This window comes from Ruegeria sp. BB1, from assembly GCF_056539465.1.
This window is the reverse complement of the sequence record NZ_JBQFVB010000014.1, coordinates 1-13,479: the sequence shown is the minus strand read 5'-3', so window position 1 is coordinate 13,479 and position 13,479 is coordinate 1. Positions and strand designations below refer to the sequence as shown.

Annotated in this window: 12 protein-coding genes; 5 read left to right on the top strand and 7 right to left on the bottom strand. The window is 60.4% G+C overall.

Going from position 1 to position 13,479, the window contains the following annotated elements; all coding sequences use genetic code 11:
- Positions 1-48 precede the first annotated feature (48 nt).
- Complete coding sequence (locus ACR0AL_RS20320; RefSeq protein WP_170349504.1) at positions 49-1,260, bottom strand: ABC transporter substrate-binding protein; 1,212 nt, start codon at positions 1,258-1,260, stop codon at positions 49-51.
- A gap of 48 nt (positions 1,261-1,308) precedes the next feature.
- Positions 1,309-2,382: an ABC transporter ATP-binding protein gene (locus ACR0AL_RS20315; protein WP_170376623.1), complete on the bottom strand. Its 1,074-nt coding sequence runs from the start codon at positions 2,380-2,382 to the stop codon at positions 1,309-1,311.
- Positions 2,383-2,546: 164 nt separating this feature from the next.
- Here ACR0AL_RS20315 and ACR0AL_RS20310 point away from each other — a divergent pair, with 164 nt between their 5' ends.
- Entirely contained in the window at positions 2,547-3,545 is a 999-nt protein-coding gene (locus ACR0AL_RS20310; protein ID WP_480664445.1) for an ester cyclase, read from the top strand.
- Complete coding sequence (locus ACR0AL_RS20305; protein WP_480664443.1) at positions 3,542-4,405, top strand: amidohydrolase family protein; 864 nt, start codon at positions 3,542-3,544, stop codon at positions 4,403-4,405. The genes ACR0AL_RS20310 and ACR0AL_RS20305 overlap by 4 nt, the downstream gene beginning before the upstream one ends.
- A gap of 139 nt (positions 4,406-4,544) precedes the next feature.
- On the opposite strand, the gene ACR0AL_RS20300 is transcribed toward ACR0AL_RS20305, so the two are convergent.
- From ACR0AL_RS20300 to ACR0AL_RS20290, 3 genes are all read right to left on the bottom strand, one after another.
- Positions 4,545-6,083, bottom strand: a complete 1,539-nt coding sequence (locus ACR0AL_RS20300) for a tripartite tricarboxylate transporter permease (RefSeq protein ID WP_170349508.1) — start codon at positions 6,081-6,083, stop codon at positions 4,545-4,547.
- 10 nt (positions 6,084-6,093) lie between these two features.
- Complete coding sequence (locus ACR0AL_RS20295; protein ID WP_170349509.1) at positions 6,094-6,525, bottom strand: tripartite tricarboxylate transporter TctB family protein; 432 nt, start codon at positions 6,523-6,525, stop codon at positions 6,094-6,096.
- 73 nt (positions 6,526-6,598) lie between these two features.
- Positions 6,599-7,567: a Bug family tripartite tricarboxylate transporter substrate binding protein gene (locus ACR0AL_RS20290; RefSeq protein ID WP_170349510.1), complete on the bottom strand. Its 969-nt coding sequence runs from the start codon at positions 7,565-7,567 to the stop codon at positions 6,599-6,601.
- 152 nt (positions 7,568-7,719) lie between these two features.
- On the opposite strand from ACR0AL_RS20290, the gene ACR0AL_RS20285 reads away from it, so the two are divergent.
- The 3 genes from ACR0AL_RS20285 to ACR0AL_RS20275 are packed head-to-tail and all read left to right on the top strand — an operon-like array spanning position 7,720 to position 10,812.
- Entirely contained in the window at positions 7,720-8,391 is a 672-nt protein-coding gene (locus tag ACR0AL_RS20285; protein WP_170361120.1) for a response regulator transcription factor, read from the top strand.
- The gene (locus ACR0AL_RS20280; RefSeq protein WP_480664440.1) at positions 8,384-9,781 is read left to right on the top strand and encodes a sensor histidine kinase N-terminal domain-containing protein; all 1,398 of its coding nucleotides are present in this window, start codon (positions 8,384-8,386) and stop codon (positions 9,779-9,781) included. The genes ACR0AL_RS20285 and ACR0AL_RS20280 overlap by 8 nt, the downstream gene beginning before the upstream one ends.
- Positions 9,778-10,812 (top strand): ABC transporter substrate-binding protein, encoded by a 1,035-nt coding sequence (locus ACR0AL_RS20275; protein ID WP_170550394.1) that lies wholly within the window; start codon positions 9,778-9,780, stop codon positions 10,810-10,812. Before ACR0AL_RS20280 ends, ACR0AL_RS20275 begins: the two co-directional genes overlap by 4 nt.
- A gap of 4 nt (positions 10,813-10,816) precedes the next feature.
- Here ACR0AL_RS20275 and ACR0AL_RS20270 read toward each other — a convergent pair whose 3' ends face one another.
- Entirely contained in the window at positions 10,817-12,358 is a 1,542-nt protein-coding gene (locus tag ACR0AL_RS20270) for a heme biosynthesis HemY N-terminal domain-containing protein (RefSeq protein WP_480664438.1), read from the bottom strand.
- A 10-nt stretch (positions 12,359-12,368) separates the two neighbouring features.
- On the bottom strand, positions 12,369-13,479 hold a 1,111-nt coding region (locus ACR0AL_RS20265; protein ID WP_480664436.1), incomplete at its 5' end, for a COG4223 family protein.

Sequence of the window (13,479 nt, the reverse complement as noted above, 5' to 3'; positions counted from 1 at the left end):
TTCTCAAAGGGAAGAGTGCAGGAGGACCGAGGCCCTCCTGCGGGAGGATCAGTTGTTGATCAAACCGGCTTCTTTGGCGGCGGTGATGTAATCCGCCTCGATATCGGCCAGTGTGGTTTGCGCGTCCTTGGCGCCGGTCATGAAATCAGCCAGACCGTTGCCCAAGGCGGTGTGCATGATGCCCATCGGGCCCGAAGCCGGGTATGCCTTGGCCCCGGCTTGGGCGGATGCAGCCGCACCGGCGGCCAGTTCACCTGCCTTGTAGGCCGGGTTCAGCCAGACGGCAGCGTCATTGTTGGCACTGACCATTTCCTCATCCATGCCTTCAAGCATGACGCGGAAGGCGGCGTCAGCCTCTTCATCGCTCATGTTCGAGGCCAGAACGAAACCGTCCCACCAGATCGTGGTGGCCGGTGCAGCCGAGCCCATCGGAGCCGCCGACATGGTAACCTTGCCCACCACCTGGCTTTCGGCTTCGTCATTCATTGCAGCGGCGCGGCTGGCCCACAGGTTTGCCATGGCAATCTTACCCTGCTGGAACTGCTGCTGAACGTAAGTTGAATCCGAGACCAGATATTCCGGATCCATATAATCGGTCATGGCCTTCAGGGTTTCCAACGCCTTAACGCCCTGCTCGTTATTGATCGCAGGCATGTTGCCGTCGCCAAAGAAAGAGCCGCCTTCACCCATATACATGTTGATGAATTCCTGGCCGAGGTTCCAACCGGTCTTGAAGGTGCCGCCGATCGGGTATTCCATAACACCCGCATCTTTGATCTTGGCGGCGGCGGCCAGAACGTCATCATAGGTTGCGGGCTCGGCAATACCCAGGTCGGCCAGAACGTCGTTGCGGTACATCATGTGCTGAGCGTTCACCATCATGGCAATCGCCATGGTCTTGCCGTCCACCTTGATCAACTGATTTGGCAGCAGGTTCTGTCCGTATTTCTCGACCAGATCGTCCAGCGGACGGATCGTACCTGCATTCAGCAACGGGATCAGTGTCGTGTTTGACACCCCACCGATCTGATAGAGCGACGGGCTGGCGGCAAAAGCCTCAGGCTGTTTCTCGCGGAATTCCTGGTCCAGCGAGGCATTGAAATTGCCGCATTCGGCCATCGCATCGGTGACGGCCTTCCAGGCCTCGAAACCAGCCGAGAGCGATTTGAGCGGTACGTCATTTTCAAACGAACAGGCAGCCCATGTGCCACTTGCCGCGATGGACATGGCACCTGCCATGAGGATCGTCTTGAGTTTCATGCGTTTCTCCCTGTCAGGATCGGTCCGTCGTCGACGTCCGGACCGGTGTTATGCCCGTATGGGCTGTTCGTGGGGTTGTTCCCCGATCCGCGCACCGCTTCCAGCTTCGAAGAGGTGACAGATTTCTTTGGGCACCGAGAACGAGACGGAATCTCCAATCTCGGCGCGGAAGGCTTTGTCGGCTTTGACCGATACCAGCGCACCGCCGACCCGGACCGAGATCATGGTCGCGTCGCCCAGCAGTTCCAGCGTGTAGATCGGTGCGGTGATTTCGCCCTGCCCTTCGGCAAGGCCAGCATCTTCAGCGCGGAAGCCCAATGTCATCGGACCGTCCGGTGCGTCGACCGGAATCGCTACATGTTCGGCGCGGAACACACCGCCCGAAACCTCGCCATCCATCAGGTTCATCGCCGGTGAGCCGATAAAGCTGGCCACAAAAGTATTGGCGGGCCGGTCGTAAATATCGGTCGGGCTGCCGACCTGCTGCACCACGCCTTGTTTCATCACAACAACTCGGTCGGCCAACGTCATCGCTTCGATCTGGTCGTGGGTCACGTAGATGGTTGTCACCGCCAGCTCGTGGCTGAGGTTCTTAATCTGAGCTCGGGTCGAAACACGCAGCTTGGCATCCAGGTTCGACAACGGCTCGTCCATCAGGAACACGTTCGGTTCCCGTACGATGGCGCGGGCCAGCGCCACACGTTGCCGCTGACCGCCTGACAATTCGGCGGGTTTGCGGTGCAAGAAATCGTCCAGTTCCACCATCGCGCTGGCCCGACGCACCTTGTCGTCATGGGTCGACGGGTCGATGCCGCGCACTTTCAAAGGAAAGCGGATGTTTTCGTAGACGTTCATGTTGGGATAGAGCGCGTAGCTCTGGAACACCATCGCCACATCGCGGTCCTTGGGTTCCAGATCGTTGACCACCTTGCCATCAACCAGAATTTCGCCCTCGGTGACGTCCTCAAGACCGGCGATCATGCGCATCGTGGTGGTCTTGCCACAGCCCGAGGGGCCCAGCAGAACCAGAAATTCGCGATCCGCGATGGTCAGGTCGAAATTGTGGACCCCAATGAATGACCCCCAGCGCTTGCCGACGTTGCGCAATTGAATTTCCGCCATGGTGCCCCCTGAAAGGATTCGTTTGCATACGTTTGCAAAACAGTAATTCGCATATATCAAAACAGGCAAGACTTTTTTGCATACGTATGCAAAAATACACGAAACCACCGAGTCGAATTCGCGGAATAGACCCCGCAAAACACTGATAAAGAACGGAAAGCACCGTGAGTTTTCAAACTGAAAAAAAGCTGATCCTGTCCTTCCATGACGCGCTTAGCCGCGCTAATGGGGATGAGTTGGCCACCGTCATGAAGCAGTATTGCGCACCGAATCTGGTGTGGCGCGGATTTCACCCGTTCGACGAAATCGCAGGCCCTGACGCGGTGGCGCGCAGGTTCTGGCAGCCGCTGAAACACAGTCTGACCCATCTACAACGCCGACAGGATATCTTTTTCGCGGGCCGAAATTCTTTGACCGAAGGGGGGGTCTGGGTGGTGTCGATGGGGCACCTCATGGGTCTGTTCGACGCGCCATGGCTGGGCATCCGCCCCACTGGCAAGATGGCCCTTCTGCGGTATTGCGAATTTCACAAAGTTGCAGATGGCAAGATTTCCGAAACCGCAATGTTTTCCGACATTCCGCACCTGATGGTTCAGGCAGGTCAGAACCCCTTTCCGCCACAGACCGCAGCGCATCTGGTGCAGCCCGGACCTATGACACATGACGGCATTCTGACCGAAGATCAGCCCGCCGACGAAGGTCACAAGACGCTGGAGGTCATCAACGCCATGATCGCGGACCTTGGGCAGTGGGACAGCGGCTTGTCCCTGACGGATGAGCTGGCGCAATCCTGGCACGAGGACATGATCTGGTGGGGGCCCGAAGGGATCGGTGCCACCTACACAATCGCGCGTTACGCGCAGCAGCATTCCGGCCCGTTTCGCGCGGCCTTCACCGAACGCTCAAAGACCCAACATATCTGCCGCATGGCCGAGGGGCACTATGGCGGCTTTTTCGGTTGGCCCAATTTCACCGCCGTGCCCACGGGCGGTTTCATGGGGATGCCCGCCACCGGAAAGGCGGCTGAGTTTCGGGTGATCGACATCTATCGCCGTGCGGGTGACAAGCTGGCCGAGAACTGGATCTTCATCGATCTATTGCATTTCTGGAAACAACAAGGCGTCGATATATTGGCCCGCACAACCGGGATTGAAACACCATGAGGATTGATGCGCATCACCATCTGTGGGACCTGACCGCGGTGCATTATCCGTGGTTGATGGAAAAAGGCGCGGTGCGATTCTTCGGTGACCCCAGCCCCATTCAGCGGAACTATCTGCTGCCCGAGTTCCGAGCTGACGCTCAAGGATTTTCCGCCTCGGTCCATATCCAGGTAGGTGCGGCCGATCCCTGGGCCGAGGCGCAATGGGTCCAGTCTGTTGCCGATCAAAATTCCGATTGGCCACTGGTCCAGGTTGCCTTTTGTGATCTGACTGCACAGGACGTAACCGCGCAACTGGATCGTTTGCAATCCCTGCCCTCTGTGCGTGGGGTGCGTCAGATCATCGGCCGCGCACCGGGCGAGGATCAACTGTCCGGCACAAACGACCTGCTGGACAATCCAAGGTTTCTGGACGGGTTGAAACAACTGGGCGACCGCGGACTGTCATTTGACCTGCAATTGCTGCCAGAATTGATGGAGCAGACCGCCGCCGTTCTGGCGCAAGCCCCTGCGACGCGGGTGGCGCTGTGCCATGCAGGGTCACCCCATGACCGGTCGGAACAAGGGTTGCAACGGTGGGCGCAAGCGCTGCATCACCTCTCGGCGCTGCCGCAGGTGACATGCAAACTGTCCGGTCTTGGCATGTTCGATCACAACTGGAGCGCCGACCGCGTGCGGCCCATCGTGGACACATGCCTGACCCAATTCGGGCCCCATCGGTGCATGTTCGGGTCGAATTTCCCGGTCGACAGCCTGTCTTCCACCTATGCGGTTTTGGTTGAAAGGTACGGCGCGCTGGTTCCCAAACAAGACCACGATCTTGTCTTCGGAGGCACAGCGCGCCAGTTCTATCGCATCTAAGCAATCAGGGTCAGAACCGGCTGCATATGGGTTCAAACGACGCCTCAGCTCGGCATCCGAAACTACAATTCAGGCGAATTACCAAACCGAAAGACCCTGGGACGGCGCCGCCTACACGTGATCGGCGACGCCTGATTCATCAATCGCTGATCGCGCCTTCTTCATCGCGGCGCTGGTGCATCTTGGCTTTGACCCGTGCGCCCACGATCAGGGGCAGAACAAAGCCGATGATGGCAATGGTCCACAGCGCGATGGACAACGGGCTGTCGATCAGGGTCCACCAGTTGCCGTTGTCGATGGTCACCGCTCGACGCAGGTTGTTTTCCATCGAGTTGCCCAAAAGCGTGCCCAAGATAACCGGCACCAGCGGTACGTCCAGCTTGCGCAGAACCCACCCCATGACACCGAACCCGATCATCACCAGCAGATCAAAGCTGGAGCCCGAAATGCCATAGATACCCACAAAACTGACCATCGCCACGACGGGCATCAGGATGCGCGACGGCACCATCAGAACCCGCGTGAACAGGCCCACCATCGGGATATTCATCGCCAGCAGCATAAAGTTCGCGATGAACAGCGCCGCGATCAAACCCCAGACCACATCCGGGTTCTGCGTGAACAGCAGCGGCCCCGGCGTGATGTTCAGCGCCAGCAGGACCGCCAACAGCACGGCCGTGGTTCCCGAACCCGGTACGCCCAGCGCCAGCATTGGTACCAGAGCACCCCCGGCAGCGGCGTTGTTCCCGGCCTCGGGCGCCGCCACACCGCGCGGATCACCGGTGCCAAAGGTGTTTTCCTTGTCGACCAGCCGCTTTTCCATCGAATAGGAAATGAACGAGCCCAACGAAGCGCCTGCGCCCGGTAAAACCCCGGCTATGAAGCCCAGGAAAGAGGTGCGCAGCATGGTCGGTGTGCATTTCCTGACCATCGACATCGGCGGGTAAAGCCGACCGATATTCAGCTTGCGCCCCTCGGCATCCGATCCGCCGTGGCGGTGTTCAAGAAAGATGAACACTTCGGACAAGGCGAACAAGCCGACGATGGCGACTAGAAAATCCAACCCGTCATACAGATGCACCTCGCCAAAGGTAAACCGGGGCACGCCGGTTTGTGTGTCGACACCAATGGTTGCCAGCCCAAGTCCCAATGCGGCGGCAAATGCCGATTTCGCCTGATTGGTCGACGACACGCCGCCCAACGTCATAAAGGCCAGCGCGAACAGAGCGAAATATTCCGCCGGTCCGAACAACAGCGCGATCTTCACCAGCTGCGGTGCCAGAAAGATCAGGCCCCAAGTGGCCAGAAACGCCCCAACAAACGACGCGATGCCGGACAGCGACAGTGCCTCACCTGCGAACCCTTTTTTGGCCATCGGATGCCCGTCCAGACAGGTCATCATCGCGGGCTCATCCCCGGGGATATTTAAAAGAATGGATGAAATCCGTCCCCCATACATTGCACCGTAATAGACGCTGGTCAGCAGGATCAGCGAGGGTGTCGCCCCCAGACCTAGCGTGAACGCCAGCGGGATCAGAATGGCCACACCATTGGACGGGCCCAGACCGGGCAACGCACCCATGATTGTACCCAGAAAACAGCCTAGCAGGGCCAGCATCAGGTTCTGCCATGTCAGCGCGATGGCGAAACCGTCCCCAAGGGATGCTAATGTTTCCATGCCCCTCTCCTCAGAAGCCCAGCGGGCCGCGGGCCAGTGACAGACCCAGAACCAGATGGAAAATTACGTAAATACCTATGGATGTGCCGACGCCAACCAACACGCTTTCCAGCGGCCCGGCCCCCAGACGCCAGGCCAGATAGGTGGCGGCAAAGGCGGTGGCGATGACAAATCCCACAACGGGCAGCAATTCGGCGTAAAGGATCATCATGACCACGGCCGCGCCGATCTCAACCAGACGGTCCAGCGCGGGCCATTCGGGTTCGGTATCAGGGCGCAGGGCGATGACGATGCTCGACAGGCCCAGAATCGCAGCAATGATCAGCGGGAAGGCCTTGGGCCCGACGGCGTCAGACAGAAAGCTTTCCTCGATCGCCAGTGCGGAAAAGGCAAATCCGATGGCAAGTAGCAGTCCGACGACCCCGAAGATACGGTCACTCATCGGTGTCTCCTATAGTTCGGGTAAATGATTTGGATCCGGGCACAGCCAGGCGCCCGGATCACAGTGAGTGGTGTTATTTGATGATCCCGATCTCTTTCGAGATGGTCTGGATCTGACCCACGGATTCAGCCACGAAGTTCTGGAAATCTGCGCCTTGCAGGTCCAGCGGTGCCAGACCGTTGGCGGCCATCACCTCTTTCCATTCATCCGAAGCGTAGAGATCACCGATCTTGCCGACCCAGTCGCCATAGGCGTCATCGGTCATGCCACCGGGGGCATAGAAGCCACGCCAGTTGGCGCCGATCGCGTCAATGCCCTGTTCCTTGGCGGTCGGGAAATCGGCGAATTCGCCGGGCAGACGTTCGGGTGCCAGCACCGCGATCACCTTGATGTCGCCCGAGTCTACGAAACCCTTGGCCTCGGAGATATCGCCGGTAAAGGCCTGAACCGACCCGGCCAGCAGCTGGGTCACGGCCTCACCGCCGCCGTCAAAGGCGATGTATTTGACCGAGCGCACATCGTCGATGCCATATGCATTGGCCGCGATCAGAACCTTCAGGTGATCCCAACCACCCACGGCCGAGCCACCCGCAACCGACACGGCGGTTGGGTCGGCTTTGATCTGGTCCAGCAATTCAGGCAGCGTGTTGACCGGGCTATCTGCCGCAACGGCAATCACGCCGTAATCCGCGCCGATGGCCGCCAGCCACCGCACCTGATCCATGGTATTGCCGGGGTAAGCCCCCTGCGCCAGACGGGTGGCAGTGGCCGCACTGGCCGCCACGATCAGCTCATTATCCTCGCCGCGCTTGTTCACCACCTCGGCAAAAGCAACGCCGCCGCCGCCACCGGCAAGGTTCACCACTTGCATGGTCTGGTCGATCAGACCCAGATCCTGCAGCGATTTACCCACCTGACGACAGGTGAAATCCCATCCGCCACCGGGGTTGGCCGGGGCGATACATTCCTGCGCGCTGGCCGCAACGCCGGACAGGGCAAAGACAGCAGCCGCAATCGCGCCACTGGTTCCAAACAGTTTCATTCGTGTCTCCTCCTCTGGTCTTTTTGGACTGCGCGTGCAGCCGAAACCGATCCCCGCAGGACACAAGGCCCGTTCTTGCAGGTTGAATCTGTTTACCGAATAATGCTGTCACGAACCTGTCAGGGTTCAGGCGTTCGCCTTGGGGAGGGGTCATGCGCGTATTAATGATCGAAGATGCCGAAGATCTGGCCGAAGGTGTCATGGCCCATCTCGCCCGGTCCGGTGTCGTATGTGATCTGGCCACAACCGTCGAAGCCGCCGGTGATTTTCGTGCAGTCCAAACCTATGACGCCATGTTACTGGATATCAATCTACCCGATGGGTCCGGGTTGAGTTTCCTAAGCAAGATCCGCGCTGCAGGTGACCGTATCCCTGTGCTGATGCTGACCGCGCTGACCTCGGTCGAAGATCGGATCGCCGCGCTGGACAAGGGGGCCGACGACTATCTGGGCAAGCCCTTCGACCAGCGCGAGCTTGAGGCCCGGTTGCGCGCCCTGGTTCGTCGCGACGCCGACCGAAAATCCGAGCAGATCACGCTGGGCCCGCTGATCTATGCCCCCAAGGACCGCAGCGCCGCGCTGGAGGGCAAACGCCTGAACCTGACTGCGCGCGAGGCCGCTGTGCTGGACGCACTGATCCGGCATGAGGGGCAATTCCTGTCGAAAACCCGGCTGTACGATTCGCTTTACGGGTTCGAGGATGCCGATGTCGGCGAAAACGCGATTGAGCTGTATATCGCCCGCCTGCGCAAAAAGTTCACCGGCAGTACGGTCAGCATCACAACCCGGCGTGGTGTCGGATACCGGATCGGTCTGGATGGCTAAGCTGCACCTGCCCCACAGCCTGACTGCCCGTGTTCTCAGCGCGGTGATGCTGATTTTGATACTGGGCGGCTGCCTTGTCGCTTTGTCGATCTGGGCCAATGGCAGATTGGCGGCGCGGCAGGCTTATGACAGGCTTTTGCTTGGCGCCGCCAGCGACATCGCCGAATCCGTGCGGATTCAGGACGGCGTACCCGTCGTAGACCTGCCGGTTTCCGCCTTTCAACTGCTGGCGCAAGCCCCTGAAGATCGGATTTTCTATGCGGTTCAAGTACCAGATGGCCCTTTTATCACCGGGTTGGACCGCGACACGGTGATCGACATACCGCAACAGCCTGGTGCTGCTCCGATCTATTTCGCCGCTGATCTGAACGGAGAACCTGCGCGCTTTGTCCGCCTGGCCCGCCTGTTTGCCGAACGCGAGTTTTCGGGCGAGGTGGAAATACTGGTCGGGCAGACCTTGCGCGCGCGTCAGATGATGACCGTTGGCCTGATGCGCGACGCCTTGCTGCCGATGGCGGTGGCGGGCGTTCTGTTGCTGGCGATGTCATGGATTGTCACCCGATCCGCCCTGCGCCCGCTTGAGGCCCTGTCCGAGGATCTGACCCGCCGCGATCCTCACGATCTGACCCCTATGGCCAGCGACGGCCTGCCGCGCGAACTGCAGGTGATGCTGAACGCGATGAACCGCTTTATGGGACGGCTGGACCGGCAGGTGGACACCATGCGCAACCTGATTGCCGACACGGCGCATCAGCTACGCACCCCGGTGGCGGCGATCCGGGTTCAGGCGGAAATTGCGCAGGATGATCCCGACCCCCCCGCCCGCAAACGGGCATTAGACCGGCTACTGGGCCGCACGCGATCGCTGGGCACTTTGCTGGACCAACTGCTGTCCCGTGCCATGGTGATCCACCGCATCGACAGTGCCCCGCGCCTTCCCGTTGATCTGCGCGAAGTGGCATTGGACGTGCTGGAACAAAGCGATCATGAGCTTGTCGCCCCCGGGGTCGAAGTGCGGCTGGAGATCGGAGAAAATCCCGTTCTGGTAAATGCCGATGCCTTTTCTCTGGCCGAAGCTGCCAAAAACCTGTTGGGCAACGCGCTGCGGCACGGGCAACCCCCGGTCAGCATCGGGGCAGCGCAAGAAAGTGGCCGTGCCGTATTGTGGGTGCGCGATCATGGGCCTGGCCCGGCCACCCCTGTCGCCGAACAAATCGGTGATCGGTTCAATCGCACCACCGGCTCGGGCGAGGACAGCAGCGGGCTGGGACTGTCCATCGTGAAATCGACAGCCGAGGCGTTTGACGGCAAGGTTGAAATGACCCGCGACAACATTGGCTTTCGCGCCGCACTCAGCTTTCCTGCCACGACCTCAAGGGGGGTGGAATGATCCGCGCTTTGATGACCTGCCTTCTGTTTGCCCTGCCCGGCCTTGCATGCGCGCAGGAGGCCACGGCCAGCTTCGGTGACGGAGCCGACCCGATGCTGATCCGTTCGACCACTGATATCGCCATCATCGCCCCGGTTCTTGAGCGGTTTGCCGACCAGAACCCCGACCTGCGGATCACGTATGAGCAATGGGGGTCAAACGCGCTGTTCCAGCACAGCCGGACGGTTTGCAAGAATGGTGAGAACCCGGCTGATGTGGTCTTTTCCTCGGCCATTCAGCAAATGGTCTGGCTGGTCAACGCCGCCTGCGGGCATCGTTACAGATCACCCCGAACCGAAGCCCTGCCCGCGGCCCGGCTTTGGCGTGATGAGCTGTGGGGGATCACCACGGAACCCGCGGTTATTGCTTATAACAAATCTCTGCTGTCAGATCAGGATGTTCCGCGCAACCGGTTTGCCCTGTTGGACGCCATGCGCACCCAGCCCGACCTGTTACGCGGGCGGGTGGCCACCTATGATATCGCCGCATCCGGGCTGGGGTACCTGTTTGCTTATGGCGACAGTCTTGAGGCCACGACATTCGGGTCCCTGATCGAGGGGTTTGCCCGCATCGACGCCGTGGCCACCTGTTGTTCCGCCGAAATCATCCGCGATGTGGCCGAGGGGCGGTTCTTGATCGCCTATAACGTTCTGGGCTCTTACGTAGCCAATGCCGATGCCCCCGGTGTGGGGGTGATCCTGCCCGAGGATTACACGCTGGTCCTATCCCGCGCCTTCATGATCCCGGCACAGGCGGAAAACAAGGATGCCGCCACCGGGTTTCTGGATTTCCTGCTGTCGCCTGAGGCACAAACCCTGCTGGCGGCCTCGGGCCTTGTCGCCCCGATGGACGCGGCTGAGACTGGCCTGAACCCTAGCGCCCGCCGATTTATCGCCCTGTCCCCAGCGCTGCTGGTGGCGCGCGATCAGAACCGTCGGGCCGAGCTGTTTAAACTCTGGAACGACGCATTCAACGTAGAAACTGCACGTTAAGGCGTCAGGCCTGTTTTTCCACCACGGGTTCGACATCGGGCCGCACCGGTTCAACGTCAGGGCGGACAGGTTCGGCCTCCATCTCGATGATCTCGGGGGCCTCGGCCTCTTCGACCACGTCCTCTTCCGGCTCGGCTTCGGGCTCGGGTTCCGGCTCGACTTTATCCTCCAGCGCGCCGACGATCAGCGGCAGCATATGCACACCAGTGGCCGTGGCGATCTCAGGCGTTTGCGGGGTCTGCCAGCTGAGGGTGTCAAAGCTGCCGCAGTTCTGGCACACCGGTCCCCATTCGGGCTGGATGTCGTGGCAATTGTCGCAGACCCATTGCGGCCCGCGCGGCGCATTCAGCGCCTTGGCCAGCCAGCCTTGTACAACAGCGTCCGAGGACCCTTCGCCCCGTTCTATCGCTGCCATCAGGGTATAGGCCCGCGCATCGGCCTGTTTTTCCACCACATCGCCCAGCGCGCGGCGGGCTTCAGGGAAGTCCTCGGCGACGATGTTCAACTCAGCCAGGATCAGGCGGGTCTCCAGATCCTCGGGGTGGATACGGGTCAGGGCGACAAAGCGGGTAATCCGCGCCGCAGGGGTTTCATCCGGTGCAATCTCGGCAAAAGCATGGGCCAGATCGGGATGCGGCTGCACCTCCCAAGCCTTTTTCAGGATCTTGGTCGCAGCACGCGGCTTGCCTTTTTCAATATAGGCACGCGCGGCCATCGCGGCGGCAGGCACCAGATCGGGCGACAGGCGGTTGGCCTCGATCGCGTGTTCCTGTTGTTCGACCGTGGCGCTGTCATCCAGAATGTCCTTGGCTTCGGACAGGGCCAGAACCGCGTCACGGCGCTTGAACACGTCGCGCGGTAGTTGGCCCGCCTTCAACTTGGCCGTCAGAGTTGATCGCGCACCAGCCCAGTCCTGCGATTTGGTCTGCAGACCCAACAGAATATCTTGCGTCTCGGCATGGCGCGGTTTGATCGCCAACGCCTTTTCAGCCAGCTTGCGGGCGGTGTCATCATCACCCTCGGCCAGCTTCTGTTTCATGATGCCGCGCACACCGACAAAGCGGGTGGCATTATTGGTGACTAGTTTCTTGTAGGTCTCTGACGCCTTTTTCGTATCGCCATTCATCTCGGCAGCCTGTGCCACCAGCAGATTGGTCAGTTCCGGCTTGTTCAGCAGTTTCTCGGCCTTGGCGGCCTTGTTCATCGCCACGCGCCCCTCACCCGAGGCCAACGCCATCAGGCCATCCGCCAGCGCCTGATAACCGCGCTTCTCGCGGCTGCGGTCGAAATAGCGCGACAGGGCAGTTTCGTCGCCGTTGAGGAAATGCAATGTCGCGATCAGCAGGGTCAACAGCTTGAAGATCACCCAGATGGCCACCACAAGCACGCCCAGCGCGATCACCGATTGCAGCGGCCCCAACGTGAATTCGGTGCCCGCAACGGTGATCTGCACGCCACCACTGGTTTCCATCAGGAACATGGCGCCCATGGCCAGCAGGCCGATAATCGCTACAAAAACAAGGATCTTTAACAATGACCACAGCATGGCAGGTCCTTCAGTTCGAGTTTACGCTGGATTGCAGCGCATTTGCGGCGTCCACGGCAGCCACACGTGTCTGGGCCGCCTGTTCCCAATCGGCCAATGCGGCCTGTGCCGTGTCGGGCAGAGATTTAAGCTCGCTCAGCGCGGTGGCGATATCCCCTTCGGACAGGGCTGCCTGTGCCCGTGACAGGACTGCGTCCGGGCCGTCACCCTCTTGCGGCGTTACCGATCGCGCGCCGGTCTGCCGTTGCAGAAAAGCGACCAGCCCGGTTGTCTTGTCAGCATCGCGTGCATCGGCCAGCGCAGTGCGGGCCGCGGGCACAAAGGACTCGCGCAAGGCGGCAAGAGTTGCAACGCCTTCCGTGGACGGTGTTGACAGGGCCTCTGGCACGTTCACGCCACCTGCCGTCAATTGGTCTACCAGGTCGTTATAAGGCTGGCCCGCCTCCAACTGCCCATGCACCTGAGACAGAACCGCGGCATTGGTCGCGGCCTGTGCCTTGACCGCGGCCTGCGCCTCAAGCGCTTGTGCATCCGAGACCATTTTCTCGACCTCAGCCCGCTGCGCGGTCAACGAGTCCTGCAGTTTCTTCAGTTCGGCCTCAAAGGCGGCCGAGACCTCGGGCGAGGCACCTTGCGTCAGGGCGCCGCTTTCCAGATCGTTCAGACGGCTGGCCAAGGGGTCAACCTTGCCAGCCAGCCCATCCAGGCTGGTTTTCAACGCCACCAGATCCGAACTGAGCGGCGTGACCTGATCAGTCAGGGCCGCGATCTTGCTGTCTACGTCCGAACTGCCGGACTGGGATTCGGATAGGGATTTCGTCAGCGCTTCAATCTGGCTGGCCTGGTCGCTCAACTTCGATTCAAGGGCTGTCAGCGCGTCAGACTGGCCCGAATTGAACATGCCCGCGCTGCCAGCGGCAAAGCCAATCGCCGCGGCGATTGCACCTCCGATCAGGGCCGGGACAAAGCCGCCTCGCTTTTCTTCTTTGTGCGCCTCAGGCTCAGCGTGGGTCGGTTCCACGGCCATTTTGGCTTCGGCTTCGGCTTCGGCTTCGGCTTCGGCTTCGGCTTCGGCTTCGGCTTCGGCTTCGGCTTCGGCTTCGGCTTCGGCTTCGGCTTCG

Bases quoted from the DNA above. Each gene is read 5' to 3' on its own strand.
- ACR0AL_RS20320 (WP_170349504.1), bottom strand. From the start codon at position 1,260: ATGAAACTCAAGACGATCCTCATGGCAGGTGCCATGTCCATCGCGGCA.
- ACR0AL_RS20315 (WP_170376623.1), bottom strand. From the start codon at position 2,382: ATGGCGGAAATTCAATTGCGCAACGTCGGCAAGCGCTGGGGGTCATTC.
- ACR0AL_RS20305 (WP_480664443.1), top strand. From the start codon at position 3,542: ATGAGGATTGATGCGCATCACCATCTGTGGGACCTGACCGCGGTGCAT.
- ACR0AL_RS20300 (WP_170349508.1), bottom strand. From the start codon at position 6,083: ATGGAAACATTAGCATCCCTTGGGGACGGTTTCGCCATCGCGCTGACA.
- ACR0AL_RS20295 (WP_170349509.1), bottom strand. From the start codon at position 6,525: ATGAGTGACCGTATCTTCGGGGTCGTCGGACTGCTACTTGCCATCGGA.
- ACR0AL_RS20290 (WP_170349510.1), bottom strand. From the start codon at position 7,567: ATGAAACTGTTTGGAACCAGTGGCGCGATTGCGGCTGCTGTCTTTGCC.
- ACR0AL_RS20285 (WP_170361120.1), top strand. From the start codon at position 7,720: ATGCGCGTATTAATGATCGAAGATGCCGAAGATCTGGCCGAAGGTGTC.
- ACR0AL_RS20280 (WP_480664440.1), top strand. From the start codon at position 8,384: ATGGCTAAGCTGCACCTGCCCCACAGCCTGACTGCCCGTGTTCTCAGC.
- ACR0AL_RS20275 (WP_170550394.1), top strand. From the start codon at position 9,778: ATGATCCGCGCTTTGATGACCTGCCTTCTGTTTGCCCTGCCCGGCCTT.
- ACR0AL_RS20270 (WP_480664438.1), bottom strand. From the start codon at position 12,358: ATGCTGTGGTCATTGTTAAAGATCCTTGTTTTTGTAGCGATTATCGGC.